The 25,669-nt window shown below is 67.4% G+C and carries 22 protein-coding genes and 1 pseudogene; 5 read left to right on the top strand and 18 right to left on the bottom strand.

Annotated features, from left to right (window positions below; genetic code table 11):
• Window positions 1-3 precede the first annotated feature (3 nt).
• Window positions 4-2,364, bottom strand: coding sequence for a sunset domain-containing protein (locus BN972_RS08235; protein WP_080696738.1), 2,361 nt, complete (start codon window positions 2,362-2,364; stop codon window positions 4-6).
• A gap of 302 nt (window positions 2,365-2,666) precedes the next feature.
• Here BN972_RS08235 and BN972_RS08230 point away from each other — a divergent pair, with 302 nt between their 5' ends.
• On the top strand, window positions 2,667-3,860 hold the full coding sequence (locus tag BN972_RS08230) for a TerC/Alx family metal homeostasis membrane protein (protein ID WP_036354945.1): 1,194 nt from the start codon (window positions 2,667-2,669) through the stop codon (window positions 3,858-3,860).
• A gap of 1 nt (window position 3,861) precedes the next feature.
• Here BN972_RS08230 and BN972_RS08225 read toward each other — a convergent pair whose 3' ends face one another.
• From BN972_RS08225 to BN972_RS08200, 6 genes are all read right to left on the bottom strand, one after another.
• The gene (locus BN972_RS08225) at window positions 3,862-5,022 is read right to left on the bottom strand and encodes an acyl-CoA dehydrogenase family protein (protein WP_036354943.1); all 1,161 of its coding nucleotides are present in this window, start codon (window positions 5,020-5,022) and stop codon (window positions 3,862-3,864) included.
• Window positions 5,023-5,121: 99 nt separating this feature from the next.
• Entirely contained in the window at window positions 5,122-6,552 is a 1,431-nt protein-coding gene (gene hflX / locus BN972_RS08220) for a GTPase HflX (RefSeq protein WP_036354940.1), read from the bottom strand.
• 49 nt (window positions 6,553-6,601) lie between these two features.
• Window positions 6,602-7,471, bottom strand: coding sequence for a diaminopimelate epimerase (gene dapF / locus BN972_RS08215; protein ID WP_036354938.1), 870 nt, complete (start codon window positions 7,469-7,471; stop codon window positions 6,602-6,604).
• 4 nt (window positions 7,472-7,475) lie between these two features.
• Entirely contained in the window at window positions 7,476-8,402 is a 927-nt protein-coding gene (gene miaA, locus BN972_RS08210) for a tRNA (adenosine(37)-N6)-dimethylallyltransferase MiaA (protein ID WP_036354935.1), read from the bottom strand.
• Window positions 8,399-9,082 (bottom strand): class III extradiol ring-cleavage dioxygenase family protein, encoded by a 684-nt coding sequence (locus tag BN972_RS08205; protein ID WP_036354933.1) that lies wholly within the window; start codon window positions 9,080-9,082, stop codon window positions 8,399-8,401. Before BN972_RS08205 ends, miaA begins: the two co-directional genes overlap by 4 nt.
• Before the next feature lie 26 nt (window positions 9,083-9,108).
• Window positions 9,109-10,074 carry a DMT family transporter gene (locus tag BN972_RS08200; RefSeq protein WP_080696737.1) on the bottom strand — a complete coding sequence of 322 codons (966 nt, stop codon included), beginning with the start codon at window positions 10,072-10,074 and terminating at the stop codon, window positions 9,109-9,111.
• A 476-nt stretch (window positions 10,075-10,550) separates the two neighbouring features.
• Between BN972_RS08200 and BN972_RS08195 the strand changes: the two genes are divergently transcribed.
• A complete protein-coding gene (locus BN972_RS08195; protein WP_051545130.1) occupies window positions 10,551-11,906 on the top strand; it encodes a DUF349 domain-containing protein in 1,356 nt (451 codons plus the stop codon).
• Here the strand turns inward: BN972_RS08195 and BN972_RS08190 are convergent.
• The 4 genes and pseudogenes from BN972_RS08190 to recA form a co-directional block, all read right to left on the bottom strand.
• A pseudogene (locus BN972_RS08190) lies at window positions 11,903-12,522 on the bottom strand (Rv2732c family membrane protein). The gene BN972_RS08195 and the pseudogene BN972_RS08190 sit on opposite strands and share 4 nt — an antisense overlap.
• Entirely contained in the window at window positions 12,523-13,977 is a 1,455-nt protein-coding gene (gene miaB, locus BN972_RS08185) for a tRNA (N6-isopentenyl adenosine(37)-C2)-methylthiotransferase MiaB (protein ID WP_235192422.1), read from the bottom strand.
• A 147-nt stretch (window positions 13,978-14,124) separates the two neighbouring features.
• A complete protein-coding gene (recX, locus tag BN972_RS08180; RefSeq protein ID WP_036354925.1) occupies window positions 14,125-14,649 on the bottom strand; it encodes a recombination regulator RecX in 525 nt (174 codons plus the stop codon).
• Window positions 14,615-16,747 (bottom strand): intein-containing recombinase RecA, encoded by a 2,133-nt coding sequence (gene recA, locus BN972_RS08175; protein WP_036354921.1) that lies wholly within the window; start codon window positions 16,745-16,747, stop codon window positions 14,615-14,617. Before recA ends, recX begins: the two co-directional genes overlap by 35 nt.
• Window positions 16,748-16,920: 173 nt before the next feature.
• Here recA and BN972_RS08170 point away from each other — a divergent pair, with 173 nt between their 5' ends.
• Entirely contained in the window at window positions 16,921-17,580 is a 660-nt protein-coding gene (locus BN972_RS08170) for a (2Fe-2S)-binding protein (protein WP_036356946.1), read from the top strand.
• Window positions 17,581-17,658: 78 nt separating this feature from the next.
• Here BN972_RS08170 and BN972_RS08165 read toward each other — a convergent pair whose 3' ends face one another.
• Entirely contained in the window at window positions 17,659-17,853 is a 195-nt protein-coding gene (locus BN972_RS08165; RefSeq protein ID WP_425311912.1) for a DUF3046 domain-containing protein, read from the bottom strand.
• A gap of 31 nt (window positions 17,854-17,884) precedes the next feature.
• Window positions 17,885-19,042 carry a glycosyltransferase gene (locus tag BN972_RS08160; RefSeq protein ID WP_036354916.1) on the bottom strand — a complete coding sequence of 386 codons (1,158 nt, stop codon included), beginning with the start codon at window positions 19,040-19,042 and terminating at the stop codon, window positions 17,885-17,887.
• Window positions 19,043-19,085: 43 nt separating this feature from the next.
• On the opposite strand from BN972_RS08160, the gene BN972_RS08155 reads away from it, so the two are divergent.
• Entirely contained in the window at window positions 19,086-19,520 is a 435-nt protein-coding gene (locus BN972_RS08155) for a limonene-1,2-epoxide hydrolase family protein (protein WP_036354913.1), read from the top strand.
• 2 nt (window positions 19,521-19,522) lie between these two features.
• Here the strand turns inward: BN972_RS08155 and pspM are convergent, their stop codons facing one another.
• The 4 genes from pspM to pgsA form a co-directional block, all read right to left on the bottom strand.
• Window positions 19,523-20,347: a phage shock envelope stress response protein PspM gene (pspM, locus tag BN972_RS08150; protein WP_036354911.1), complete on the bottom strand. Its 825-nt coding sequence runs from the start codon at window positions 20,345-20,347 to the stop codon at window positions 19,523-19,525.
• 12 nt (window positions 20,348-20,359) lie between these two features.
• A complete protein-coding gene (pspA, locus tag BN972_RS08145) occupies window positions 20,360-21,181 on the bottom strand; it encodes a phage shock protein PspA (RefSeq protein WP_036354908.1) in 822 nt (273 codons plus the stop codon).
• A 123-nt stretch (window positions 21,182-21,304) separates the two neighbouring features.
• The gene (gene clgR, locus BN972_RS08140; RefSeq protein WP_036354907.1) at window positions 21,305-21,625 is read right to left on the bottom strand and encodes a transcriptional regulator ClgR; all 321 of its coding nucleotides are present in this window, start codon (window positions 21,623-21,625) and stop codon (window positions 21,305-21,307) included.
• Between the two features lie 86 nt (window positions 21,626-21,711).
• A complete protein-coding gene (gene pgsA / locus BN972_RS08135; protein WP_036356943.1) occupies window positions 21,712-22,281 on the bottom strand; it encodes a CDP-diacylglycerol--glycerol-3-phosphate 3-phosphatidyltransferase in 570 nt (189 codons plus the stop codon).
• Between the two features lie 85 nt (window positions 22,282-22,366).
• Here pgsA and BN972_RS08130 point away from each other — a divergent pair, with 85 nt between their 5' ends.
• On the top strand, window positions 22,367-22,891 hold the full coding sequence (locus tag BN972_RS08130; protein WP_036354904.1) for an amino-acid N-acetyltransferase: 525 nt from the start codon (window positions 22,367-22,369) through the stop codon (window positions 22,889-22,891).
• Between the two features lie 100 nt (window positions 22,892-22,991).
• Here the strand turns inward: BN972_RS08130 and BN972_RS08125 are convergent, their stop codons facing one another.
• Window positions 22,992-25,544, bottom strand: coding sequence for an FtsK/SpoIIIE family DNA translocase (locus BN972_RS08125; protein ID WP_080696736.1), 2,553 nt, complete (start codon window positions 25,542-25,544; stop codon window positions 22,992-22,994).
• Window positions 25,545-25,669 lie beyond the last annotated feature (125 nt).

The following is a 25,669-nucleotide window of genomic DNA, read 5'->3' as shown; positions in this document are numbered from 1 at the left end:
GCGTCAGTCCGCCCGGACGAAGCCGTTCGCCAGCGCCACTTCCTCGTTGGCGAACCAGATCTCGGCGAGCGTGTCGTGGTAGAGGGCGCTTCCGGGCGTGTAGTAGAGGCCGAACCGGGCGCTGGCTTTGATGGGATAGCCCTCCGGAGCCCGGTAAGGGTCATCGACGAGCGGCAGATGGATGGTCGGACGCCCGGCGGCCTGCGGTGCGGCGGCGGCCTGCGGTGCCGCCGCGGCCTGCGGTGCCGCCGCGAGTGCTGTCTCAACCGCCGGCGACGCGGTCCCGTCTGGGTCCGCGGCCGCGTGTCGGCCCTGTCTCGACTCGGCTAGCGGCTCCGCCTCGGGGATCTCCTCCTCGTCCGCCGCGGCGCCGGTCGGATAGAAGACGTCCGGGAACTCCCCGTCCTCGAGCGCCTGTCCAGCGCCGACGTCGGGGACCGAGGCGGGCGGCACATGGGTTTCCGGTATGTACTCCTCGGACACGAAGTCCTCGGGCGACACCGTCTCGGCAACTTCCGGTTCGATATCGACCGGCTCCCCGACGGGGTCCTGAGCCGGAATCGGCGTGGTGGGTGTGGAGTCCGCCGCGTCGAGGTCGTCTTCGTAACCCCTGTGCTCGTCGTGCTCGTGCTCGTCGTATTCGTCGTGGGCTTCGTATCCGTCGTGGGTTTCGTATCCGTCGTGGGCTTCGTATCCGTCGTGGGATTCGTACTCGTCGTGGGATTCGTACTCGTCGTGGGACTCGTATTCGTCGTGGCCGGCAAGCCCGGGCTCCGCCAGCGGTGCCGCGACACCGCCTCTGGACCAGCTGACCCGTCCGCTCGAGCCCGGATCGGACGCCGGCTGTTGCTCGGGATGGTGGTCGGCGGGCGGGAATTGCTCCGAGCCGTAGCCGACGACGTCGTCATGCGGCGGCCAGTGCTCGTCGGGATGGGCATCGAAGTCGCCCGCGTCGTAGCCGTGGCCGGGATATCCAACGCTTTCCCGAGCTCCACGACGTCGGCGCAGCCCCGCGACCACCAACACACACATCACAATCAGCAGCAGCACCGGGACTGCCGCCACCAGCCACCACCATTGGAAGGAGAACTTCTTGCCCGGCGGCGGCGCGGCGGAGTTGGCGGGCTGATTCTGACCGGAAACCTGCAGCCCGGACAGCAGCGGCGCCAGGTTCGCCGGATCGGTCGTGAAGGCGTTCTTGGCGCGATTCCACGAGATCTTGCCGCCGGTGAACTTCTGCGACACCACGTCGCCTTCGACGGTCTGATCGGCCACTGGCGCCCCGAGCTTTCCGGTGGCGCCCTTCAGCTTGTCCCAGGCGGCCTTCATCGCGCCGCGCACGACGAATGCGCCGTGGTCGGGCGTCCAGAAGATCACCGGCTTGTCGGCGGCGGAGAACGTGGCGACGCGACTGGCCGGCGTGATGCCGCCGTCGGCCTCGTTGGTGATCGGAAAGCCCAACTCGCTGCCGACGGGCCCGCCGAGCGCCTCGTACTTCTGCAGGATCGGACCCTCGACGGCATTTGCGCCGGTGGCGGGGCTGAAGAAGATCTTGCCGCCGTTGAAGTCCTGGGCGATCCCGTCACCACCGATCGGGTACTGATCGCCCTTCTTCGCGCCCAACGGGCCACTGGCGCCGCCGGCGGCGCGCCAGGCCATGTTGATCGCCGCAGTGGGGTCGATCGGCACCTGCAAGCCCTTGAGCGCATCGGCCAAGTTCGCCGGATTGGTGGTGAACTCCTTGGTCTTGCGGTTCCAGGACACCTGCCCGCCGGTGAACTTCTGCGAGGTCACCTCACCGTCGTAGGTTTCGTCCCCGATCGGAGCGCCGAGCACGCCGCCGGAGCTGCCGAGCTTGTCCCAGGCTGCGTTGAGTGCGCCGCGCACGACGAACGCGCCATGGTCGGGTGTCCAGAAGATGACCGGGTTGTCGCTGGCCGCGAACGTGCTCACCCGGCTGTCCGGGCCGGCCAGCCCGGGCACTTCGTTGATGGTCGGGAAACCCAGATCGCTGCCCGCCGGGCCGCCGAGCGACTCGTATTTGTCCAGGATGGGCCCGAACATGAATTTCGCGCCGGTGGCGGGCGTGAAGAACATCTTGCCGCCGTCGAAGTCCAATGCGAAGCCGTCACCGATCGGGTAGACGTCGCCCTTCCTGGCACCGAGCGTCGAGGTGTCGCCGCCGGCTTTCTCCCACGCGGCCATCATCGCGGCCTCGGCATCGCCGATCGGAGACGCAGACGCGGTCGGCGCCGGCAACACGGTGCTCAACCCGAGCGTCAACCCCGTAACCAGCGCGGAAACCGCCAAGCCAACCAACGCACGCCCGACCAGCTTGCTCAATTGACCCCTCTGCCCGTTCACCAAGCCTCCCAGCCGATGCCCTGCTCGCCTGGCGAGCCGGCGGATTCACCACCGTGGGCCGTTCCCCAGCTCCGATCCACATCGATACCGGGCTCGCATAACTTTGCTTTAGCGAACGAGAAATGCGAAGTCAAATCATAAAGGTTACGGAAACGGATATCGACCTGATGTCGAAATGATGCCGTGCCGCGGTCATGTCGCGAGAATGCGCGTCGCGGGCGACACACTCGTTGGGTTACCGTGCCGGAGACACCATCCCGCCCCGGATGCCGCCTGACCATGTGAGAGGAAACCCAGCGCCAATGGGTGTTTCCGGACCTGTCTGGGCCCTCACGATCGTTGTGATCGCGGCATTGATGCTGTTCGACTACGCCTTCCAAATCCGCAAAACGCACGTACCGACGCTACGTGAGGCCGCCATCTGGTCAACCTTCTATATCGGGATTGCGTTCGTTTTCGGCCTCGGCATAGCCCTTTTCGGCGGTACCCGCATGGCGATCGAATACTTCGCCGGCTATCTGAGCAACGAAGCCCTGTCCGTGGACAATCTGTTCGTATTTCTGGTCATCATGGGCGGTTTCGCCGTGCCGCGGGTCGCGCAGCAGAAGGTCCTGCTGTTCGGTATCGCCTTCGCGCTGGTCGCGCGAACGGTGTTCATCGTCCTGGGCGCCGCGCTGTTGAGCACCTACAACTCCGCCTTTTACCTGTTCGGCCTGTTGCTCTTGTTCATGGCCGGCAAACTCGCCAAACCCGCAGAGCCGGAAAAGGATACCGCCGACAACGTCGTTATCCGGCTGGCCAATCGGTTCCTGCACACCGCCAAGCACTACGACGGCGACCGGCTCTTCACCGTCGAGGACGGCAACCGGGTGATGACGCCCCTGCTGTTGGTGATGGTCGCCGTCGGCGGCACCGATCTGTTGTTCGCCTTCGATTCGGTGCCGGCGATGTTCGGTCTGACCCAGAACGTGTACCTGGTTTTCGCGGCAACGGCGTTCTCGCTGTTGGGCCTTCGCCAGCTCTACTTCCTGATCGACAATCTGCTGGACCGGCTGATCTATCTGTCCTACGGCCTGGCCGTGATTCTCGGGTTCATCGGGATCAAACTGATCCTGGAAGCGCTGCACGACAACAACCTTCCGTTCATCAACCACGGACAGCCGGTACCGGTCGTAGAACTCAGCATCACGACCTCGCTGCTGGTGATCGTCGCCGTCCTGCTGGTCACCACGCTCGTCTCGCTGCTCTCCGCCCGAGGACGCACGCTGAACCTGGCCGCGCGAGCCCGTCGGCACGCGGAGGAATACCTGAACCTCTTCGGCAACCTGCCGTCGCGGGACAACCCCGACCAACGGCACAGCACCTACGCCGCACTGCTACAGGTCGAGCGCCAAATTGACTCGCTCCCAGACAAATACAGCGCAGAGATCAGGCAGGACGAGGAACTCGCGACGCTACTGCGCAGCGTGCACGACGCCCACGAGGCGCACGGCTGAGCTAAATACCCAGGGTGCGGCCGATGATTTCCTTCATGATCTCGGTCGTGCCGCCGTAGATGGTCTGCACGCGGGCGTCGAGATAGGCACGGGCGACGTTGTATTCGCGCATGTAGCCATATCCGCCGTGCAGCTGCAAGCAGCGGTCGATCAGATGAACCTGCTTCTCGGTGGAGTACCACTTGGCCATGGCGGCCTGTTCAGCCGTCAGCTTGCCTTCCAGGTGCAGGGCCAGGAAGTTGTCCACCATGATGCGCACCACCGTGGCCTCAGTCGCCAACTCCGCCAGCAGGAACCGGCTGTTCTGGAAACTACCGATCGGCTTGCCGAACGCCTTGCGCTCCTTGGTGTATTGGATCGTTTCTTCCAACACGGTTTCCATGGCCGTGGCGGCCATCACCGCGATGTTGATCCGCTCCTGCGGCAGGTTCTGCATCAGATAGATGAAGCCCATGCCCTCCTCACCGAGGAGGTTCTCGACGGGCACCTTCACATCCGTGAACGACAGTTCCGCGGTGTCCTGGGCGTCCAGGCCGATCTTGTCCAGGTGCCGTCCGCGCTCGAAACCCTCCATGCCCCGCTCGACCACCAGCAGGCTGAACCCCTGCGCGCCCTTTTCGGGATCGGTCTGGGCCACCACGATCACCAGGTCAGAGTTGATTCCGTTGGTGATGAACGTCTTTGACCCGTTCAAGACGTAATGATCGCCCTGTTTGACCGCCCGCGTCTTGATGCCCTGCAGGTCGCTGCCGGTGCCCGGTTCGGTCATCGCGATTGCGGTGATCAACTCACCGGAGCAGAACTTCGGCAACCACCGCTGCTTTTGCTCGTCGTTGGCCAAATGCAACAGGTAGGGCGCGATGATGTCGTTGTGCAGGCCGAATCCGATGCCGCTGTAGCGGCCGCGAGTGGTCTCTTCGGTGACGATCGTGTTGTAACGGAAGTCGGGATTGCCCCCGCCGCCGTACTCCTCGGGGACAGCCATGCCCAGGAAGCCCTGCTTGCCGGCCTCCAGCCACACCCCCCGGTCGACGATCTTGGCCTTCTCCCACTCCTCGTGGTACGGCGCGACGTGCCGGTCGAGGAAGGCGCGATAGGACTCGCGGAACAGATCGTGCTCGGGTTCGAAGAGAGTGCGCTGGAATTTGACGGCACTGCCCATGCGGACGACCTCCGTTGGTCTGAGATAGATGCGGGACTCCTGCCCAAGATATACCAACCGGGTGGTTGGTAGGCATCGGGCGGGGCCGAGCCGCTTCGATTACGTCCGCGGCCCGTATTCGCGCAGCGCAGCGGCCAGCGCCACCGGGACCCTGGCACGCAGCCGGGTGCCGTCGGCCTGGTGGTCTTCCTGCTGCACGCGTCCGTCGGAGTGCACGCGGGCGACCAGATCGCCACGGTCGTACGGAATGACCACATCCACGGCGGTGTCGGTGGGCACCGCGAGCTCTGCCATGCGCCGACGCAGGGCGTCGATACCCTCGCCGGTACGTGCCGAGACGAACACGGCGCCCGGCAGTTCGTGGCGGAGCCGGGCCAGCATCAAATCCCCAGCGGCGTCGACCTTGTTGACCACCAGCAACTCCGGCGGCGGGTCGGCCCCGTACTCGGCGATCACCTCCGAGATCACCTCGCGCACGGCGCTGATCTGCGCGAGCGGGTTGACGTCGGAACCGTCCACGACGTGCACCAGCAGGTCGGCGTCAACCACTTCCTCCAACGTGGACCGGAACGCCTCGACCAGCTGCGTCGGCAGATGCCGCACGAAGCCGACGGTGTCGGTGAGCACGTAGGGCCTGCTGTCGTCGAACACCGCCCGCCGGGTGGTGGGCTCCAGCGTCGCGAACAGTGCGTCCTGCACCAGCACACCCGCGCCGGTCAGCGCATTGAGCACGCTGGACTTGCCCGCATTGGTGTACCCGACGATGGCGATCGAGGGCATTTCGGCGTGCAGCCGGCGACTGCGCTGGGTATCGCGGACCTGCTTCATCGCCTTGATCTCGCGCCGTAGCTTGGCCATCCGCTCCCGGATGCGACGCCGGTCGGTCTCGATCTTGGTTTCACCGGGGCCGCGCAGACCCACGCCGCCGCCACTCCCGCCGGCACGACCACCGGCCTGCCGGGACATCGACTCACCCCAGCCACGCAGCCTCGGCAGCATGTATTCCATCTGCGCCAGCGTTACCTGCGCCTTTCCTTCCCGGCTGGTGGCGTGCTGAGCGAAGATGTCCAGGATCAGCGCGGTGCGGTCGATCACCTTGACTTTGACCGCCTTTTCCAGCGCGGTTAGCTGGGCCGGGGACAGCTCGCCGTCGCAGATGACGGTGTCGGCGCCGGTGGCCAGCACCACCTCGCGTAGTTCCTGCGCCTTGCCCGAGCCAATGTAGGTCGAGGGGTCGGGCTTGTCGCGACGCTGGATCAGGCCCTCGAGGACCTGGGAGCCGGCTGTTTCGGCGAGTGCGGCCAACTCGGCCAGGCTGGCCTGGTTGTCGGCCGCGGTGCCCTCGGTCCACACGCCGACCAGCACGACCCGTTCCAGCCTCAGCTGGCGGTACTCGACCTCGGAGACGTCGGCGAGTTCGGTCGACAGCCCGGCGACGCGGCGCAGCGCCGATCGGTCTTCGAGTGCGAGCTCACCCAGGCTCGGGGCGGTTTCAGGGATGCCCGTCTCGGGCGAATCTGGATATGTCATAGCTGATTTCGATGGTGGCACGTCGAGCAGATCCGTGCACTCGAATAAATCACGCCGGCGCGTCCCACCAGCGGTCGTCCAGCTCGCCGCGTGCCACCAGCACCGACGGTCCGCGCAGGAAGCTGGTCGCGTCGGTGACGGTAACGACGACATCCCCACCGGGGACGCGCACGGTGAGGGTGCCGGTATCGGCGCCGGTGCTGGCCAGCGCCGCGACGGCCGCCGCCACCGTTCCGGTGCCGCACGAGCGGGTCTCGCCCACGCCGCGTTCGTGCACCCGCATGGTGACGGCGCCGTCGAGTGGGACGGTGAGGACCTCGACGTTGACGCCCTCCGGGAATTGGGTGGTGTCGAACTCGACCGGGCTCCCGACGTCCAGAGCGGCCAGGTCATCGATGGTGAGGTGTGGGTCGGCGCAAGCCAGGTGCGGGTTGCCGACGTCGATGGCGATTCCGTCGAAGCGCCGGCCCCCGACGACCGCGTGACCGGCACCCAACCTGCTGACCTTGCCCATGTCGACGGTGACCTCGGCCGTCGTCTCGTCGCAGTGATGCAGCGTGACGGGCCGGGGTCCGGCCAGTGACCCGACGACGAACTCGTCGCGCGACTCGCAGCCGCTGGCACGCAGGTAATGCGCGAACACCCGGACGCCGTTGCCGCACATCTGCGCCCGGGATCCGTCGGCGTTGCGATAGTCCATGTACCAGTCGTCGCTACTGAGGCCGTCGGGCAACCGGTCGAGCACGCCGGCGTTGCGGGCGGCGCCGGCGGTGGTGACCCTCAGGACGCCGTCGGCACCGAGGCCCCGGCGCCGGTCGCACAGCGCGACCACCCGGTCAGCCGTCAGGGCCAGCCGGGCGTCGAGGTCGGGCAACACCACGAAGTCGTTCTGGGTGCCGTGGCCCTTGGCGAATAGCACCCGATCAGGATACGTGCCACCAGGCCCGCACCGCGTCCTCGACGGCGTCGGCCGCCGCGGCATCCAGCCAGTGCACCCGGTGGTCCCGACGAAACCAGGACCGTTGGCGTCGCACGTAGCGGCGGGTGCCGACGAAGGTCTGCTCGCGCGCCTCGCGTAACAAGTCCGCCGTCCCGCCGGCATCGAGGGCCGCGATCACTTGGGCATAGCCGAGCGCCCGGGATGCGGTAACGCCGTCCCGCAGCCCACGCTCAAGCAGCGTCCGAACCTCGCCGACCAACCCGTCGGAGAACATCGTGTCAGTGCGCCGCGCCAGGCGTTCGTCGAGAAGCGTTGTCTCGCAGTCCAACCCGACGATCACGGTATCCCAACGGGCGGCGCCGATGCGCGGTGCGGAGGCGGCGAACGGCTGCCCGGTGAGCTCGATGACCTCCAGCGCCCGCACGGTGCGCCGGCCGTCGGTGGGCAAGATGGTGGCCGCCGCCGCCGGGTCCCGTCGCGCGAGCTCCGCGTGCAGCCGGCCTACCCCGACGTCGGCGAGACGCTGCTCCCAGCGGGCCCGCACCGCCGGGTCGGTGGCCGGGAACGACCAGTTGTCCAGCAGTGACTGGATGTAGAGCATCGACCCACCGACGATCACCGGGGCCGCTCCCCTGGCGATGATGGCTTCGATGTCGGCGGCGGCCGCCTGTTGGTAGTGCGCGACGGTCGCGGTCTGCGTGACGTCGAGGACGTCGAGCTGGTGATGGCGGATGCCGCGGCGCTGGGCGAGGGGTAGCTTGGCCGTGCCGATGTCCATCCCGCGGTAGAGCTGCATGGCGTCGGCGTTGACGATCTCGACCGCGAACTCGTGGCGCACCGCCTCAGCGACGTCGAGGGCGAGTTGAGACTTGCCGGTACCGGTCGGACCGATGATCGCGAGCGGTCTCACGGCTGCCAGACGCCGGTGAAGTAGCCCACGCCGTAGGGCGCTCCACGGTAGAGCTCCTTGGCCGAGCGCGGGCCGGGGTCGGTCAGGCCGGCCAGCACCCCGAATGCCACCCGTCCCAGCACCCGCGGGGGCAACCGGACCAGCGCGCCGGCATCGCCGGCGGCGAGCGCGTCGTCGAGCAGCTGCTGGGCGTCGGCGCCGCTCGGGTCGTAGCCGCCTGGGGCCGCCGGTGTCAGGGTGTTGACGCCGTCGGCGACCACCAGGACACCGATCGGGTCGGGCTGCTCGTCGATCTCGACGCGCAACTGACGGCCGCGGGTCCGCGCGGCGGTCGGTTCGTGACTGTGGGCGTAGACCCGCACCTGCACGCTGGCATCGGGCCGGACCTGCCCACGCACCCAGGCAGCGATCAGCGCGCTCAGGGGCATCTCGACCTCAGCGCGGGACTGCGGCGCGAGCCGCACCCGCACGTCGACGCCGAATCCTGCGAAGCTGCCGGCGCTCTCTGGGTTCACCACGTCGTCCGCGGGGCCGACTCCGACCGCGATCCAGCGGTCCGGCAACCCGGCGGCCGCCGCCCCAACCGCCGCGGTCAGGTCGGACAGTTCACCGGCGGCGGCGCCGGCGAGTTCGGGCACCAGCACCGGCGCGGAAGGCACGATGGCGATGGCGCTCAGCACGCTACCAAACTAACGCCGCGGCAGCGTCAGGCGGAGGTGGAGCCCCAAGCCGGGCCTTCGGCGGCTGATACCGCGGCGGCGTCCGCTTCCTCCTCGGCCAACTGGTCCGGACGGTCGCCACCGGCTTCGGCCACGATGGTGGCGGCCTCGCCGCGGGCAAGTCCGACGGTCGCGATGATCACCACGGCGACGGCAGCGATCAGCAGGATCCACTCGGGTCCGTCGCAGACCAGCGTCTCGCCCAGCACGGTGATACCCAGGATCGTGGCAACCGTGGGCTTGGCCACCGTCATGGTCGGCAATGACGCCGTCAGTGCCCCGGCGCGGAAGGCCGACTGCTGGAAGATCATCCCGCAAAGCATCATGATCAGCCAAGGAATGAACTCCGGGGCGGTGACTGCGGCGCCCAGCCCCTGCAGGTGCAGCACGTCGACGACGCCCTTGGTGAGCACCGCGAACAATGCCAGCGAGGAACCCGCGGTCAGCGCGAGCAGCACAGCGGCCGCGGGTCGGCCGTGCAGCACCTTGGCCGCGATCACACACCCCACCAGCAGCGGACCCATCACCGCGGCCACGATGATCCAGGTGCTCAGCGGCGCGCGGTCGTGGCCGGCCGTCGGGTCGCCGACAATGATGACCACGGCGAGGGAGGCGGCCAGGGTGACGGCCCACAGCCACTCCGAGCGGGTGGTCTTGTGATGGGTGAGACGCGCATAGATCGGCAACGCGAACAGCAACGCCGTGACCTGCAGTGCTGTCACCAACATGACCGACGCCCACACCAGCGCCACCGCCTGCAGGCTGTAGTTGAGGATCGCGCAAAGGCCGCCCAGCCACCACCGGGTGTCCCGTAGGGACATGCCGAACAGCTTGAGGTGGCCGACATGCTGGTCGGTGATCTCGTGCGCCGAGCGCTGGCGGATCACATCGCCGGTCGCCGACGCGAGCGCCGCAAACAGCGCGATTATTCCGGCGATTCCAACCATCGACATGGGCGACCCTCAATTCCCGACTTCGCTACCAGCATTCCCCCGGCCGTTCGCTGGTAGTTCAACGAACACTCTATGGCCCTATATACGCTCTGAACAGTGATTTAGCCTCTCGTCGCATCCCCACACTCGCCCATCGACCTAAGCGGCGCCCAGAGCCAGCTATGTGGCAGCTGTGAAAACCTGATTCGATGTGGCGGCCCAGGCCACCGACGTCCTTTGGTAACGGTACCCGCGCTGGCCGAGTCGCTATCGTGCGCAACCCAACGGGAATCCTTTCGTTACCGCGTTTCCGAAGGCATCGGACGAAGGTGGCAGCGGAGGACTGCACGAACTGCTTCAATATCTGTGGAACCGGTCGGGGACCTGACTACGGGCTCAGGCAACACCAGAAGTACCGACCGGACAGGTGCCGCTTCGCGCGGCAGCTGCGCGGGAAGTGGACCGCGCGACCGGCTAAAGGGTAGGTGACGAGCACGATGACGGGTGGCAACGACTTCGCAGGTCCGGCGGCTGAACCAGTGTCGAGACCGGTTCCCGGGCCGCGCCCGGGACCACGACCCGGTCCCCGGCCCACACCGCGGCCCGGCGCTTCGGTGACCCACCCGGCGCCTAGCCCCCCGCGCAACGATCCCCACCGGTTCGGACGGGTCGACGACGACGGCACGGTGTGGCTGATCAGCTCGGCCGGTGAGCGCATCATCGGTTCCTGGCAGGCCGGTGACCCCGAAGCCGCCTTCGCGCACTTCGGCCGGCGCTTCGAGGACCTGAGCACCGAGGTCGCCCTGATGGAGGAGCGGCTGGTGTCGGGGACCGGGGATCCTCGCAAGATCCGGGCGAACGCCGCCGCGCTGGCCGAGACGCTGCCCACGGCGGCGGTGCTGGGCGACGTGGACGCGATCGGCAACCGGCTGGCCGACATCCAGGCGCGCATCGACGTCTACGTCGTCGCGAACCGCTCCCGTCGCGAAGAGCACCGGGCCGCCCAGACCGCCCGGAAGGAAGCACTGGCCGTTGAGGCCGAAGACCTGGCAGCGAACTCGACGCAGTGGAAGATCGCCGGGGACCGGCTGCGGGCGATCCTCGACGAGTGGAAGACGATCACCGGGCTGGACCGCAAGGTCGATGACGCGTTGTGGAAGCGGTATTCGGCGGCGCGGGAAACCTTCAACCGGCGGCGCGGGTCGCATTTCGCCGAGCTGGACCGGGAGCGGTCCGGGGTCCGCCAGGCCAAAGAACGCCTGTGTGAGCGGGCGGAGGCGCTGTCCGACTCGACGGACTGGGCAGCCACCAGCGCGGAATTCCGGCGGCTGCTCACCGAATGGAAGGCGGCCGGGCGCGCCAGCAAGGACGTCGACGACGCGTTGTGGCGCCGCTTCAAGGCCGCGCAGGACTCGTTCTTCACGGCGCGCAACGCCGCCACCGCGGAGAAGGACGCCGAGCTGCGCGCCAATGCGGCGGCGAAGGAGGCGTTATTGGCTGAGGCGGAGAAGCTGGACACCAGCAATCACGACGCCGCCCGCGCGGCGCTGCGTTCGATCGCCGACCGGTGGGATGCCATCGGCAAGGTCCCGCGGGAGCGGTCCGCCGACTTGGAGCGACGGCTGCGTGCGGTCGAGAAGAAGGTGCGCGAGGCCGGCGAGTCGGACTGGGCGGACCCGCAAGCGCAGGCCCGCGCCGAGCAGTTCCGCGCCCGCGCCGAGCAGTTCGAACAGCAGGCCGCGAAGGCCGCTGCGGCCGGCAAGACCAAGGAAGCCGACGAGGCAAGGGCCAACGCCGAGCAGTGGCGTCAGTGGGCCGACGCCGCCGCCCAGGCTTTGACCCGCCGCTCCTAGCGGTCGCTTGGCGTTTGGCCCCCGCCCGGTTCGTCGGGTGTGTCCTTGGGCAGGTTGTCCAGTAGCGTCCTGGACTGGTCCTGGGCAACCACGCGACGGCGCTCCTCCTCAGCGGCGAGCTGCACGATCGTGCGCTGCCACACCACCCGCGCCCAATGGAACGTCAGCAGGATGACGGTGATCCAGGTGACGATCAGGCCGACGCCCGGACCGGGATGCCCCGCCGGCGCCGTCTGACGCGACCACACCGCCAGCATGCCGGTGCCGCTGGCCAACATGCAGCCGGCCAACGCCACCCAGGCCACCGCCCACCGCCGGGTCAGCAGCGCCAATATCGAGAAGCCGACGCCGAACACCAGCGTGAGCCAGGCGAAGACCCGCGACGGCAGCGCCACCCGGCCGCGTCGGCGCCCTGGCCGGCGAACAGCACGTCCCACCCCCGCACGCTGCCGGTATGCGGCAGGATGAACGCCCCGAGCAGCACGAACACCAGCACCGCGACCACCAGTGCCCTGGCGCCGGGCTCGATCTCACGCGCGACGCGACGTTCGGCCGCCTCGATCTCCGACCGGTAGGCGTCGAAATCCCCCACGTCTACGTCTCCAATCCCACCCATCTATTGGGCTGCTCCGGTCAATGCGCCGCATCCGGCTGGTTCGGCCGGCGCAGCGGGCCGCCCGACGCCCGGCATGCCCAGGCCGACACCGCTCGGGCGCCGGCCCGCCGCGTGAGTGTCACCGGCGCGGGTGCGGCGATGGCTGAGGATGCCCGCGTCGGCGATCAGATGGTGCGGCGCGGCGTCGGTGATTCGGGTGGTGACGATGTCCCCCGGACGTATTACTTGGTCACCGGCGGTGAAATGGACCAACCGGCCGTCGCGGGCTCGCCCGGTCATCCGCGCGGTGCGGGAGTCCTTTCGGCCTTCCCCGGTGGCGACGAGCAGTTCGACGGTCCGGCCGAGGAGCGCGCGGTTGTGCTCGAGCGAGATCCGCTCCTGCAGCTCGATCAGTCGCTCGTAGCGCTCCTGGACTAGGGCCTTGGGCAATTGGCCGGGAAGGTCGGCGGCGGGGGTTCCGGGGCGCTGGGAGTACTGGAAGGTGAACGCGGCCGCGAACCGTGCCCGCTCAACCACATCGAGGGTGGCCGCGAAGTCTTCCTCGGTCTCGCCTGGGAAGCCCACGATCAGGTCGGTGGTGATCGCGGCGTGCGGCATGGCCGCCCGGACCCGCTCGATGATGCCCAGATAGCGCTCGGCGCGGTAGGAGCGCCGCATCGCCCGCAGAATCCGGTCCGACCCGGACTGCAGCGGCATGTGCAGCGCGGGGCAGACGTTGGGCGTCTCGGCCATCGCCTCGATGACGTCGTCGGTGAACTCCGCGGGATGTGGGGAGGTGAATCGGACCCGCTCCAGCCCGTCGATGCCGCCGCAGGCGCGCAGCAATTCGGCGAAGGCACCACGGTTGCGCGGTATCGCGGGGTCGGCGAAGGAAACGCCGTAAGCATTGACGTTCTGGCCCAGCAGGGTTATCTCGAGCACGCCGGCCTCCACCAGCGAGCGCACCTCGGTCAGCACGTCATCCGGGCTGCGGTCCACCTCCTTACCCCGCAGCGACGGGACGATGCAGAAAGTGCAGCTGTTGTTGCAGCCAACGGAAATGGAAACCCAAGCCGCATAAGCGGATTCGCGTGCACTGGGCAGCGAAGAGGGGAATTCCTGCAGCGCCTCGGCGATCTCAATCTGTGCGGCGTTGTTGTGCCTGGCCCGTTCGAGCAGCGTAGGCAGCGATCCGATGTTGTGGGTGCCGAACACCACGTCGACCCACGGCGCCTTGCGCAGCACGGTGTCGCGGTCCTTCTGCGCCAGACAGCCGCCGACGGCGATCTGCATGTCGGGGTTGCTGCGTTTGCGCGGTGCCAGGTGGCTGAGGTTGCCGTACAGCTTGTTGTCGGCGTTCTCCCGCACGGCGCAGGTATTGAAGACGACGATGTCGGCGTCGGCTCCGTCGGTGGCGCGCTCATAGCCGGCGGCTTCGAGCAGGCCGGCCAGCCGTTCGGAGTCGTGCACGTTCATCTGGCAGCCGTAGGTGCGGACCTGATAGGTACGCGCCGACCCCGCCGCGTCGCCCGCAGTCCGGCCTGCCGCCACCGTCGAAGTCACGGGGCCATGGTACGGCGAGGGCTGGCCGCGGCTTTAACCCGCAGCTAGCCGGCCCGCTGATCAGACGCGGCGGCGTTCGCGTTCTGCGGCCAACTCGGCGAAGACCACCTCGCATGCCACACTCTGGCTGTAGCCGCGGCGGGCCAGCATCCCGATCAGCCGCCGGCTCACCTTGGCGTCGTCCTTGCCCAGCACCTCCCGCCGTAGCTTGGCCCGCACCAGCTGCTCGGCCCGCGCGCGCTCAGCGCCGCCGTCGATGTCGGCTAGCACCGCGGTGATCACCTCGTCGTCCACGCCTTTGGTGTGCAACTCGGCGGCCAGCGCGCGCCTGCTCTTTCCCGTATTGGCCCGCCGGGACTGCACCCACTGCTCGGCGAAGTCTGTGTCATCGACCAGGCCCACGGCGGCCAGCCGGTCCAACACCCGGTTGCTGACGTCGTCGGGATAGCCCCGCTTGGCCAGCTGCCCGGCCAACTCGGCCCTGGTGCGCGCTCGCGCGGTGAGCAGGCGCAGACACAACGCCCGCGCCTGCTCGTCGCGACGAGACGACTCAGAAGTCGACGGGGGCGGGCAGGACGCTGTCATCGGTCACCACTGCGCCAATGCCGAGCTTTTCCTTGATCTTCTTCTCGATCTCGTTGGCGATGTCGGCGTTCTCCATCAAGAAGTTGCGGGCATTCTCCTTGCCCTGGCCAAGCTGTTCGCCCTCGTAGGTGAACCAGGAGCCGGACTTGCGGATGAAGCCCTGGTCGACGCCCATGTCGATCAGCGAGCCCTCGCGACTGATGCCCTTGCCGTAGAGGATGTCGAACTCGGCCTGCTTGAAAGGCGGCGACACCTTGTTCTTGACGACCTTGACCCGGGTCCGGTTGCCGACCGCGTTGGTGCCGTCCTTCAGCGTCTCGATCCGGCGCACGTCCATACGCACCGACGCATAGAACTTCAATGCCTTTCCACCCGTAGTTGTTTCGGGTGAGTTGTGCACCATCACACCGTCGACGAAGTAGTTGTGGTTGCCCTCAACCTCGATGTCGAAGCGATTCATAGAGCGGGTATGCGGCTTGACGTGCACGTCGAGAATCCGGGCCGGGACCAGCGCTTGAGTCGGTTCAACGAACTCCGGCACCACTTTGCTTTGGCCTCGGAACCGGGGCAGCAATTTGTACTCCATGGATGGCGCCATGTACGGCGCCACCAACTCCTGGAACTTGGACGAGGACGCCGTTGAAAACGTCAATACCGCCTTGCCGGCCGAACCCGCGGTACGCAGACGCACATCCATGCCGTAGGTGTCGCGCAGGTAGTCACACAACCGCACCCGCGTGCCTTCGGTCATAGCCTCGACACAGATCTCAATGCGCCCGGTGCCGCCATCAGTGCGCTGCTGCAATCCCTTGGAGCGCAAGCTAAATGAAGCGTCATCCATGTACCAAACGGCCAGAGCCAATGGGGTCAGCGCCTTGAGGTACTCCTCCGAGAAGAACTTCTTTCCGTCCCCCAGGTACACCGCCCGCCGCAACTCAGCGAGCTCTGGCAACGGGGTGAAGTCGACGAAGCTCGCACCCTTGGCGTTCTCCCGCACCGTGTGCTGGATATTGCCCAACAATGCGGTCTTCCAGCGCAGGTACTCCAATTGCTTAGAACCATGCCCCAGTCGGAACCGGACGCCGTTGCGACCCCGCGGGTTGGGCGACAGGTTCCCGTCACCCATTAGCGAACCCAGCACCACCTGGAACTGCTGGTCACTCAGCAGACGGGGTTCGGCGGCTAACACCCTGTCGCCGGTGTTGAGGTCTCCAGCTTCGGTCCAGCCTCCGGGCGTGCGGATGAGGTGATTGGGCGTGGCGGCAAACTGCGACTTGCCGTTGCCAGCGGACTTCTCCACGGTGAACTGCAGAAACTGTTCGGCTGGCCCGTTGTTGAACCAATTGACCACCTTGCGCGGGACGATCTTGTCCGCCACCGGGTCATAGGACAGCACCTCGACGTCCATTTTGTTGTTGACGATCTTGCCGATCTTTTCGGTGCTGCCGTCTGCCAGGGTCACGCGGGTGGAGTAACTCATGCAGCCGAACATCACCCCGATCTTCTCCCGCAGCTGGTTGATGAAGATTGCCGTAGTGCCCGAATTGTTCAGCGCGCCAGTCATTTTCCGCAGCGCCTGGCTCATCAGCCGGGCCTGCAGGCCGACGTGGCTGTCGCCCATCTCGCCTTCGAGTTCCGCGCGCGGCACCAGCGCCGCCACCGAGTCGATGACCACGATGTCCAGCGCGCCTGAGCGGATCAACATGTCGGCGATCTCGAGCGCCTGTTCACCGGTGTCCGGCTGGCTGACCAGCAGTGAATCGGTGTCGACACCGAGTTTCTTGGCGTATTCCGGATCCAGCGCGTGCTCGGCGTCGATGAACGCCGCGACACCGCCGGCGGCTTGGGCGTTGGCCACCGCGTGCAGCGCCACGGTGGTCTTACCCGAGGACTCCGGACCGTAGATCTCGATGACCCGGCCACGCGGCAGGCCGCCGATACCCAGGGCGACATCCAACGCGATGGACCCGGTCGGGATGACCGAAATTGGCTGGCGTACCTCGTCTCCGAGGCGCATCACCGAACCTTTGCCGTAACTCTTCTCGATCTGGGCCATCGCCAGTTCGAGAGCCTTCTCGCGGTCGGGGGCTTGAGCCATGATGCCTCTCCTGTAGTCGGTGTTCGGTGACCGGTGTTGGTCGGTTGGCCGTGACACTAGGCGCGGGGTCTGACAAGTCGAGGTCGCCGAATGCTCACCACAGTAGCCGAACACTTGTTCGACTCAAGTTCGACACGCCGCGTGTGGCAACATGTCCGGGCAATATGTCCGGCATTGACATCTCCACCGAGCTCGCCGAAGTGGCCTCCTACGGCGGTTTTTTCGCGCTGACCGTGGGCGGCGACCCGACCGGGTGGCATCCGGTAGCCGCGTCCTACGCCGACGGATTCGCCGACCTTGTCGACGCGACCGCCGCCCGTTACCGCACCACCGAACTGCGGGTGGGCGCCTCACTGGTCCACCTCGGCCACGCCGCGCGGCTCTGGTCGCCCGTGCTCGCCTGCGTGCTGGCTCACGGCGTGCTTCCGGACCTCACCGGGCTGCAACGCGCCGACGACGACGCACGGCTGCGGCTGCCCGAACCCATCGGCGAACCCGTCGCGCCCTCCCCCGAGCTGCTGTATCGGGTCCTGTATCGCGTCGTGGTGCGCGAGCACATGGAGCGGTTCGCCGCCGGGCTACGGGCCGATCTGGCGACCGGTCTGCTCTACGGCAACATCGCGTCCGCGCTGGTCGGCACCTCGCGGATGCTGCTGGTGGCGCGGCCCGACCTGCGCGAGCCGATCACGCGGCTCACCGGTGAGCTGCTCGACGCCGACCGGCTCACCGGCACCGGCATCGTCACCGGTACCGACCTCGGCTTCCGGCGCAACAGCTGCTGCCTCTTCTACCGCATTCCGGGCGGTGGAAAGTGCGGCGACTGCCCGCTCTAGTCCGCGTTGACTCTGCGCTGGCGGCGGCGTTTTCCCGCAAAAACACGCCCTCAGCGCGGAGTCAACGCAACCAGCAACTCACCACTGTTCGCGCGGCACATCGAAGTCGACGCATAGTGCCCGCCACACGTCGCGAGGCTCGACGCCGTCTTCGATCGCTTGGGCGGCGGTGCGCCCGGCGAAGCCCGTCAAGACGTGATCGACCAGCACCGACGCGCCGTAGGCGGCGCCGAACCGCAACGTCACCCGCTCGTGGAACTCCGTCAGCCGCACGCACAGCAACATACCCAGCGGGCTGCCCCGCTCAATCAATCGCTTCGCGGCACACCCGCACCGGGTCGGCCACTCCGGCGACGCTGGCCGCAGCTCGCTGTGCGGCGGCCCGGTAGTCCGGCGACGCCAACACTTCCCCCACCGCAGCCACCAGTGCGTCGGCGGTCAGCGGCCGGATCAGCCGCCCGCTGCCCTGGCGGACCACCCGATTCGCCATCTCCCACTGATCACCACCGCCGGGCACCACCACCATGGGTACGCCCGCGAGCAGTGTCTTGGCGACCATGCCGTGACCACCGCCGGCAATCACCAGATCGGCGTGGCGCAGCAGCTCGTCCTGACGGCCCAGCCCCACCACCGCCCAGGGGGGTGCCGGCAGATCCGCACCGCCGAGCCAGGACACGACCAGCCGCGAACCGGCCGGCAGTGTCTCCCCCGGCTTCAGGCTGTCCAGGGCAAGCTGCGCCAGCCCGGTGGTGCCGGTGTAGGCGGTCGACGGCGCGATCACCACCACCGGTCCCGAGCCGGGCGGGATCGGCAGCACCCGTTCGGTCGGCTCGAAGTGCAGCGGGCCGACCACGACGGCCTCGGCCGGCCAGTCCGGGCGGGGCACCTCCAGGGCGGGCAGCGTGGCGATCAGCCGCCGCGCCGGCCCCGGATCCCGCGCCGGCAGGCCGATCTCGACGCGCACAGCCGCGCGCTGGCGCTGGCCCGCCCGCACCGACCGCGCCGTCAGGGCCCGCATCACCGCGTCCCGCAGTCTGCCCCGCAACCCCGTGCCAGGCGCCAGGCCGCTGCCGATCGGCGGCAGCCCTTTCGAAGGCAGGTAGAGCGGGTGTGGGCACAGCTCGACCCACGGGATACCGAGCAGCTCGGCAGCCATGCCTCCACCGGAGGTGATCACGTCGGACACCACCAAATCCGGCGCTAAATCGCGCACGGTCGGCGCGATCAACACCGCCATCCGCGCGGCCCGCCGGTGAATCCTGGCCCCGGCGTCGAGGTCCTCGTCGGTGGCCTTGAGCCCGTCCAGCTCCACGGCGTCGATCCCTACCGCGCGGGCGGCGTCCAGCCACTCCACGCCGGTGAACAGGGTGGGTTGGTGACCCGCGGCGAGGAAGCGTCGGCACAGCGCGATCGCCGGAAACGAGTGCCCGGGGTCCGGCCCGGCAACCACGGCGACGCGCATCGGCCCTACCCTGCCACAGCGGCGCTCGCCTACGCTGGCAACCATGACTGAGCTGACTCAGACGACAACCAATGACAACATTCGCACGGTCGAGGGCTTCCTGTATGCCCTGCAAGACCAGGATTTCGAGGCTGCGGATGCCGCGTTGCACGACGACCTGGTGTACGAGAACTACGGGTACTCGCGGATCCGCGGCGGACGCAAGGTGGCCAAGCTCTTTCGCAAGATGGAGGGCAAGTTCGGCTTCGAGGTGAAGTTCCACCGGGTGGCCGCCGACGGCAGCGCGGTGCTCACCGAGCGCACCGACGCGCTGATCTTCGGCCCGCTGCGCCTGCAGTTCTGGGTATGCGGCGTCTTTGAAATCCAGGACGGGCGAATCATCCTGTGGCGGGACTACTTCGACTCGTACGACTTCCTCAAGGCGACGGTGCGCGGGCTCGTCGGGGTGGTCATCCCGTCCCTGCGCGCGACGCTCTAGAGCTATTGGGCGCGGCGCAGGCCGCCGAGTTCGTCGAACGCCTGCGCCCAGCCCAGCAGCCGATCCGTCGCGCCGGTGAGTTCGTCGCGGTAGCGCTGCTGGGCGAGCATGGTCACACCGCCCGCGTTCTCGCCATTGACCGACGAGACCAGATGGGCCGCGGCGGTGACCATCTCGTTGTACTGACGAACTCCGGCGCCCAGCTGCGCGGTATACGCATTGATGGTCGGGACCAGGTATTCGCGTGAGGACTCCGAGTTCTGCGCGGCCCGTTCCATCGACACCACCTCGGCCGCGGTAGCCGCCATCGCCGCCGAGGTCCGCTTGGCCGCCTCGGTCAGCTCGCCGATCTCGTCGGGCGGCAGGATCGCGCTGCGCTCGATCACACCCAGCAGCGAGAAGAATCCGCGCTCGGAGGCGCCCAGCGCGTACATCGCCGGTCGCGCGGCCGAACCGGGCGGCGGCAACCGCCGGGAGACGGCGGGCCGCTGCGAGGGCAGCGGTTCGGACTTGAGCCAGTAATAGCGGAAGAACAGCAGCGTCGCGGGGATCACCATCACCACGGCCACAGCACCGGTGATCTGCAGCAGCAGCGTGAACCAACCCCAGGCCGCCAGGATCGCGGTCACCAGGGCCCAGAAGATCACCCCGACGGTGAAAATCCAGGCCCAGCGCAGCGCGCGTCGGCGCCGGCGAAGTTGCCGCGCCCGCGGATCGGTGGCGGCGTTGATCTTGTCGACGACGAATCCGGACAGGTCGACGACGGTGTCAAAGCCGCGCTGCCAGAGGGCCCGCAGGGGCCCGCGCCGACTGGATCGCACCGCCATCGTGTTGCTCTGCTACTGACCGAACGGTTTCTCGGGTACCGCTCCGCCGGGTTCGGTGGCCGGCGTCGCCGGGGTTGCGCCGGGTGCGGCGGCACCGCCGGCGGGCAGGGCGTCACCGCGCATAGACGCGCGGATTTGCTCCAGCCGCGAATGCCCGGCCATCTGGATGCCGGCCTGCTCGACCTCCATCATGCGGCCCTGCACCGAACTCTGGGCGAGCTCGGCGGAGCCGATCGCGTTGGCGTAGCGGCGCTCGATCTTGTCGCGTACCTCGTCGAGGCTCGGGGTGTTGCCAGGGGCGGCGAGCTCGCTCATCGAGCGCAGCGACGCACTGACCTGCTCCTGCATCTTGGCCTGCTCGAGCTGGCTGAGCAGCTTGGTGCGCTCGGCGATCTTTTGCTGCAGCACCATCGCGTTGCGTTCGACGGCCTTCTTGGCCTGCGAAGCTGCCTGCAGCGCCTGGTCGTGCAGGCTCTTGAGGTCTTCCACGCTCTGCTCGGCGGTGACCAGCTGAGCCGCGAACGCCTCGGCGGCGTTGTTGTATTCGGTCGCCTTGGCGGCGTCGCCGCTGGCGACGGCCTGGTCGGCCAGCGTGAGCGCCTGGCGCACGTTGACCTGCAGCTTCTCGATGTCGGCGAGTTGGCGGTTCAGGCGCATCTCCAGCTGACGCTGGTTACCGATCACCTGGGCGGCCTGCTGGGTGAGCGCCTGGTGGGTGCGCTGCGCTTCCTCGATGGCCTGCTGGATTTGCACTTTCGGGTCGGCGTGTTCGTCGATTTTGGAGTTGAACAGCGCCATGAGGTACTTCCACGCTTTGACGAACGGATTGGCCATCAGTTAGCTCCGCCTTCGCTTCTTGTGTGCAGGATGGGCGCGCGAACACTACCCTGCAGCTCAATTTAGTGGGTCAGCCCCGATCGCCCCACCCATGGTGCATATCTAGTGAAACGCCGAAGCTTACGCAACCGCCAGGGAGGCCACCGGAGGAATGACGACCTTGGTGCTGGCGTCGATGGTGGCCCCCACGGTGTAGCGGGCGCGCTCCTCGCGGGCCATCCGCTCACCGGCATCGATCAGAACCTGCGACAGCGGCACCTGCAGTGCGTCACAGATTGCGTTGAGCAACTCGCTCGAGGGTTCCTTGCGGCCGCGCTCGACCTCCGACAAATACCCGAGACTCACCCGCGCCGAATCGGACACCTCACGCAGTGTCCGGCCCTGCGATGTCCGGGTCCCCCGCAGCACGTCGCCAACGACCTCGCGCACTAATGACGCCATCGTGCTCTCCTCTATCCGGTCATCATTGGAAAAAGCATCAGACGTTAGGTCAACGCCATCAGTGGCCGCGATGGTTCCCCGGGCAGTCAGGCCGTCCGTCTGGCGCGGCGAATCTCGCGGACCGTCGAGGCTACATAGTCGATTCCGGTGATGACCGTGAGCACGATCGCCAGCACCATCACGACCTGAGCGGCGGTGTGCAGCAGGCCGGACAGCGGCAGCACGAATAATCCGATCGCGACCGCCTGGGTGAGGGTCTTAAGCTTGCCGCCCCAGCTGGCCGGGATGACGCCGCGCCTGATCACCGCCAGCCGGAGCACGGTAATCGCCAGTTCACGGGTCATGATCAGGACGGTGACCCACCAGGGCAGATCGCCGAGCATGGACAGTCCGATCAGGGCCGCACCGATCAGCGTCTTGTCCGCTATCGGGTCGATGAATGCGCCGAATTCGGTTGCCATGCCGTAGTTGCGGGCCAGTTGCCCGTCGAACCGATCGGTGATGCAGGCGACCGCGAATATCGCCCACGCCACGATGCGGGCAGTGGTGTGATGACCGTCGCCATAGAACAGTGCGAACAGAAAAATGGGGACCAGCAAAAGGCGGAGCAGGGTGAGAATGTTGGCCAGATTCGCAATACGGACAGCACCCGCCATCTCACCGGTTTCAGGCTGCCCCGACACGGCAACAGAATAGCTGTTGACCAGCTCAAGCGAACCTCGACGTCGATACTGTGGCGACGTGACCGAAAGTCCTGGGGATTACCGGCCGGTGGTTCGGCGAGCGCGCACATCAGACGTTCCCGCTATCAAGCATCTCGTCGACACCTACGCCGGACGAATCCTGCTGGAAAAGAATCTGGTGACGCTCTATGAGGCGGTCCAGGAATTCTGGGTGGCTGAACTGCCGCAGGTACCGGGTCAGGTGGTCGGTTGCGGCGCGTTGCACGTGTTGTGGTCCGACCTAGGCGAAATCCGCACAGTGGCGGTCGATCCCGCGTTCACCGGCCACGGGATCGGCCACGCGATCGTGAACAAGCTGCTCGAGGTGGCGCGCGAATTGCAACTCGAGCGGCTGTTCGTGCTGACGTTCGAGACGGAGTTCTTCGGCCGACACGGGTTCACCGAGATCGAGGGCACGCCGGTGACCGCCGAGGTCTACGAGGAGATGTGCCGCTCCTACGACATCGGCGTCGCGGAGTTTCTCGATCTGAGCTACGTCAAGCCGAACATCCTGGGCAACTCCCGGATGCTGTTGGTGCTCTAACCCCGCGAATCCCGGGGCACCTTCCTCCGCGAGCAGACACAGAATCGCATCAAAAGGCGCATTTCAGTGCGATTCTGCGTCTGCTCGCGCTACTCGGCGACTACTCCTCGGCGTCTCCGCCGTCGGCGTTGGCGCCGCCACGGATCAACGCCAGCGTGCCGGCCAGCTCGTCCGGCTTGACCAGCACCTCACGGGCCTTGGACCCCTCGCTGGGCCCCACGATGCCGCGGGTTTCCATCAAGTCCATCAACCGGCCGGCCTTCGCAAAGCCCACCCGCAGCTTGCGCTGCAGCATCGAGGTCGAACCGAACTGGCTGGACACCACTAGCTCGACCGCCTGCAAGAAGACGTCCATGTCGTCGCCGATGTCGGGGTCGACGTCGGTGCGCTCGCCGGTGGGCTTGGCGGTGGTGACACCCTCGGCGTATTCCGGTTCGGCCTGGTCCTTGCAGGCGGCGACGACGGCCTGAATCTCCTCGTCGGTGATGTAGGCGCCCTGCAACCGGATCGGTTTGCTCGCACCCATCGGCAGGAACAGCCCGTCACCCATGCCGATCAGCTTCTCCGCGCCCGCCTGGTCCAGGATGACCCGGCTGTCCGTCAGCGACGACGTCGCGAACGCCAGCCGCGACGGCACGTTCGTCTTGATCAGGCCAGTGACTACGTCCACCGATGGGCGCTGGGTGGCCAGCACCAGGTGGATGCCGGCCGCGCGGGCCTTCTGGGTGATCCGCACGATGGCGTCCTCGACGTCGCGCGGCGCCGTCATCATCAGGTCGGCCAGCTCGTCGACGATCGCCAGCACGTACGGGTAGGGCCGGTACACCCGCTGGCTGCCGAGCGGAGTGGTGATCTCGCCCGAGCGGACCTTGGCGTTGAAGTCGTCGATATGACGCACCCGGGACGCCTGCATGTCCTGGTAGCGCTGCTCCATCTCCTCGACCAGCCACGCCAGTGCCGCGGCCGCCTTCTTCGGCTGGGTGATGATCGGGGTGATCAGGTGCGGAATGCCTTCGTAGGGCGTCAGTTCCACCATCTTCGGGTCGATCAGGATCATCCTGACCTCTTCGGGGGTGGCCCGGGTCAGCAGTGAGATCAGCATCGAGTTGACGAAGCTGGACTTGCCGGAGCCGGTGGAGCCGGCGACCAGCAGGTGCGGCATCTTGGCCAGGTTGGCCGAGATGAAATCGCCCTCGATGTCCTTGCCCAGCCCGATGACCAGCGGATGGTGGTCGCGACGGGTGGACGGCGCGGTGAGCACGTCGGCCAGCCGGACCATCTCCCGGTCGGTGTTAGGCACCTCAATCCCGACGGCGGACTTGCCCGGGATCGGGGCCAGCATCCGCACACTCTCGGTGGCCACCGCGTAGGCGATGTTCTTTTGCAGCGCGGTGATCTTCTCCACCTTGACCCCGGGCCCGAGTTCCACCTCGTATCGGGTCACGGTTGGCCCTCGGGTGCAGCCGGTGACGGCCGCGTCGACCTTGAACTGGGTCAAGACTTCGCCGATGGCCGACGCCATGTGGGTGTTGGCGGCGCTGCGTTTCTTGGGCGGATCCCCGGCCACCAGCAGATCCATCGATGGCAACGTGTAGGGACCTTCGACGACCCGATCCAGCGGTGCGGTGTCCGTCTTCTTGGCGGCGCGCCGACGGCGCGGCTCCGGAACGGTGGGCGTGTCGTCCGCGATGGGCTCTGCCGGCGCCACCGCTTGGGCCGAGGGCCACGCCTTCGGCATGTCGTCGATCGCCTCGTCGTAGTAGCCGTCGGAGAAGTCTTCCGCCGGTGTGACCTCGACGGTGTCCGCGTCGTCACCGGCGAAATCTTCGTATTCGTCCTCGTCGTCGTAGTGGCGGGCGAACAACCTGGTGCCGAACATGCTTCGCAGGGTGTCGGGCACCTCACGGATGGTGATGCCGGTCAGCAGCAACAGCCCGAACAAGCCGCCGATGAACAGCAGGGGCGCTGCGATCCAGGCGGTCAAGCCGTCCGCCAGCGGGCCACCGATGGCGAAGCCGACGAATCCCGCGGCCCGCTGCCGCAAGTCGGGGGCTTCCGGGGATCCCGACCACAGATGACGCAGACCCAGGAACGAAAGAGCGATCAGGCTGGCACCCAGGATCAGCCGCGGGCGCGCCTCGGGGTTCGGCTCGGTGCGCATCAGTATTACCGCTATGGCGGCGGCGACCAGTGGCAGCAACACCACGGCTGCGCCGACGAAGAAACGCAGGCCGGCGTCCACCCAGGCGCCGACCGGCCGGGCGGCGTCGAACCAGGAGCTGGCGGCCACGATCACCGCCACGCCCAGCAGCACCAGGGCGATGCCGTCACGGCGGTGGCCGGCCTCGATGTTGCGGGCCTGGCCAACCGACCTCGCGGCCCGGCCCGTGCCCCTGGCGGCGATCAGCCAGGTCGCGCGCGCGGATCGGCCGGCCAGCGCCAACAGGGATCGATTACGCCGCTTGGTGGGCCTAGCTGCCCGCTTGACGGGCCTGGTCGCGGGCTTTCTGGGCTTGCGCGCCGCACCGCTCGAGCGCCCCGTCGCTTGCCCACTGCGGCCCCCGGACCGCGGGGTGGCCTTCGCGTCCTGTCGAGAAACTTGCCGAGACCTGCTCGTTCGACTTCCGGAGCGTGCTGCGGTCTTACTGGCCATGCCCGCAAGCGTAGTCGCAGAAACAACATCTGCACCACCCGCCACACTGGTAACGGCACCTTCACCGCTCCGTGTCCCCGCCGTTGTGAGTAGGGTGACAACCGAATCCCACTGCCGTCAGGAGG

This window comes from Mycobacterium asiaticum DSM 44297 (assembly GCF_000613245.1).
Taxonomy (GTDB): Bacteria; Actinomycetota; Actinomycetes; order Mycobacteriales; family Mycobacteriaceae; genus Mycobacterium; species Mycobacterium asiaticum.
Note: the sequence above shows the minus strand (reverse complement) of the source record. Positions and strands in the feature narration are given on the sequence as shown.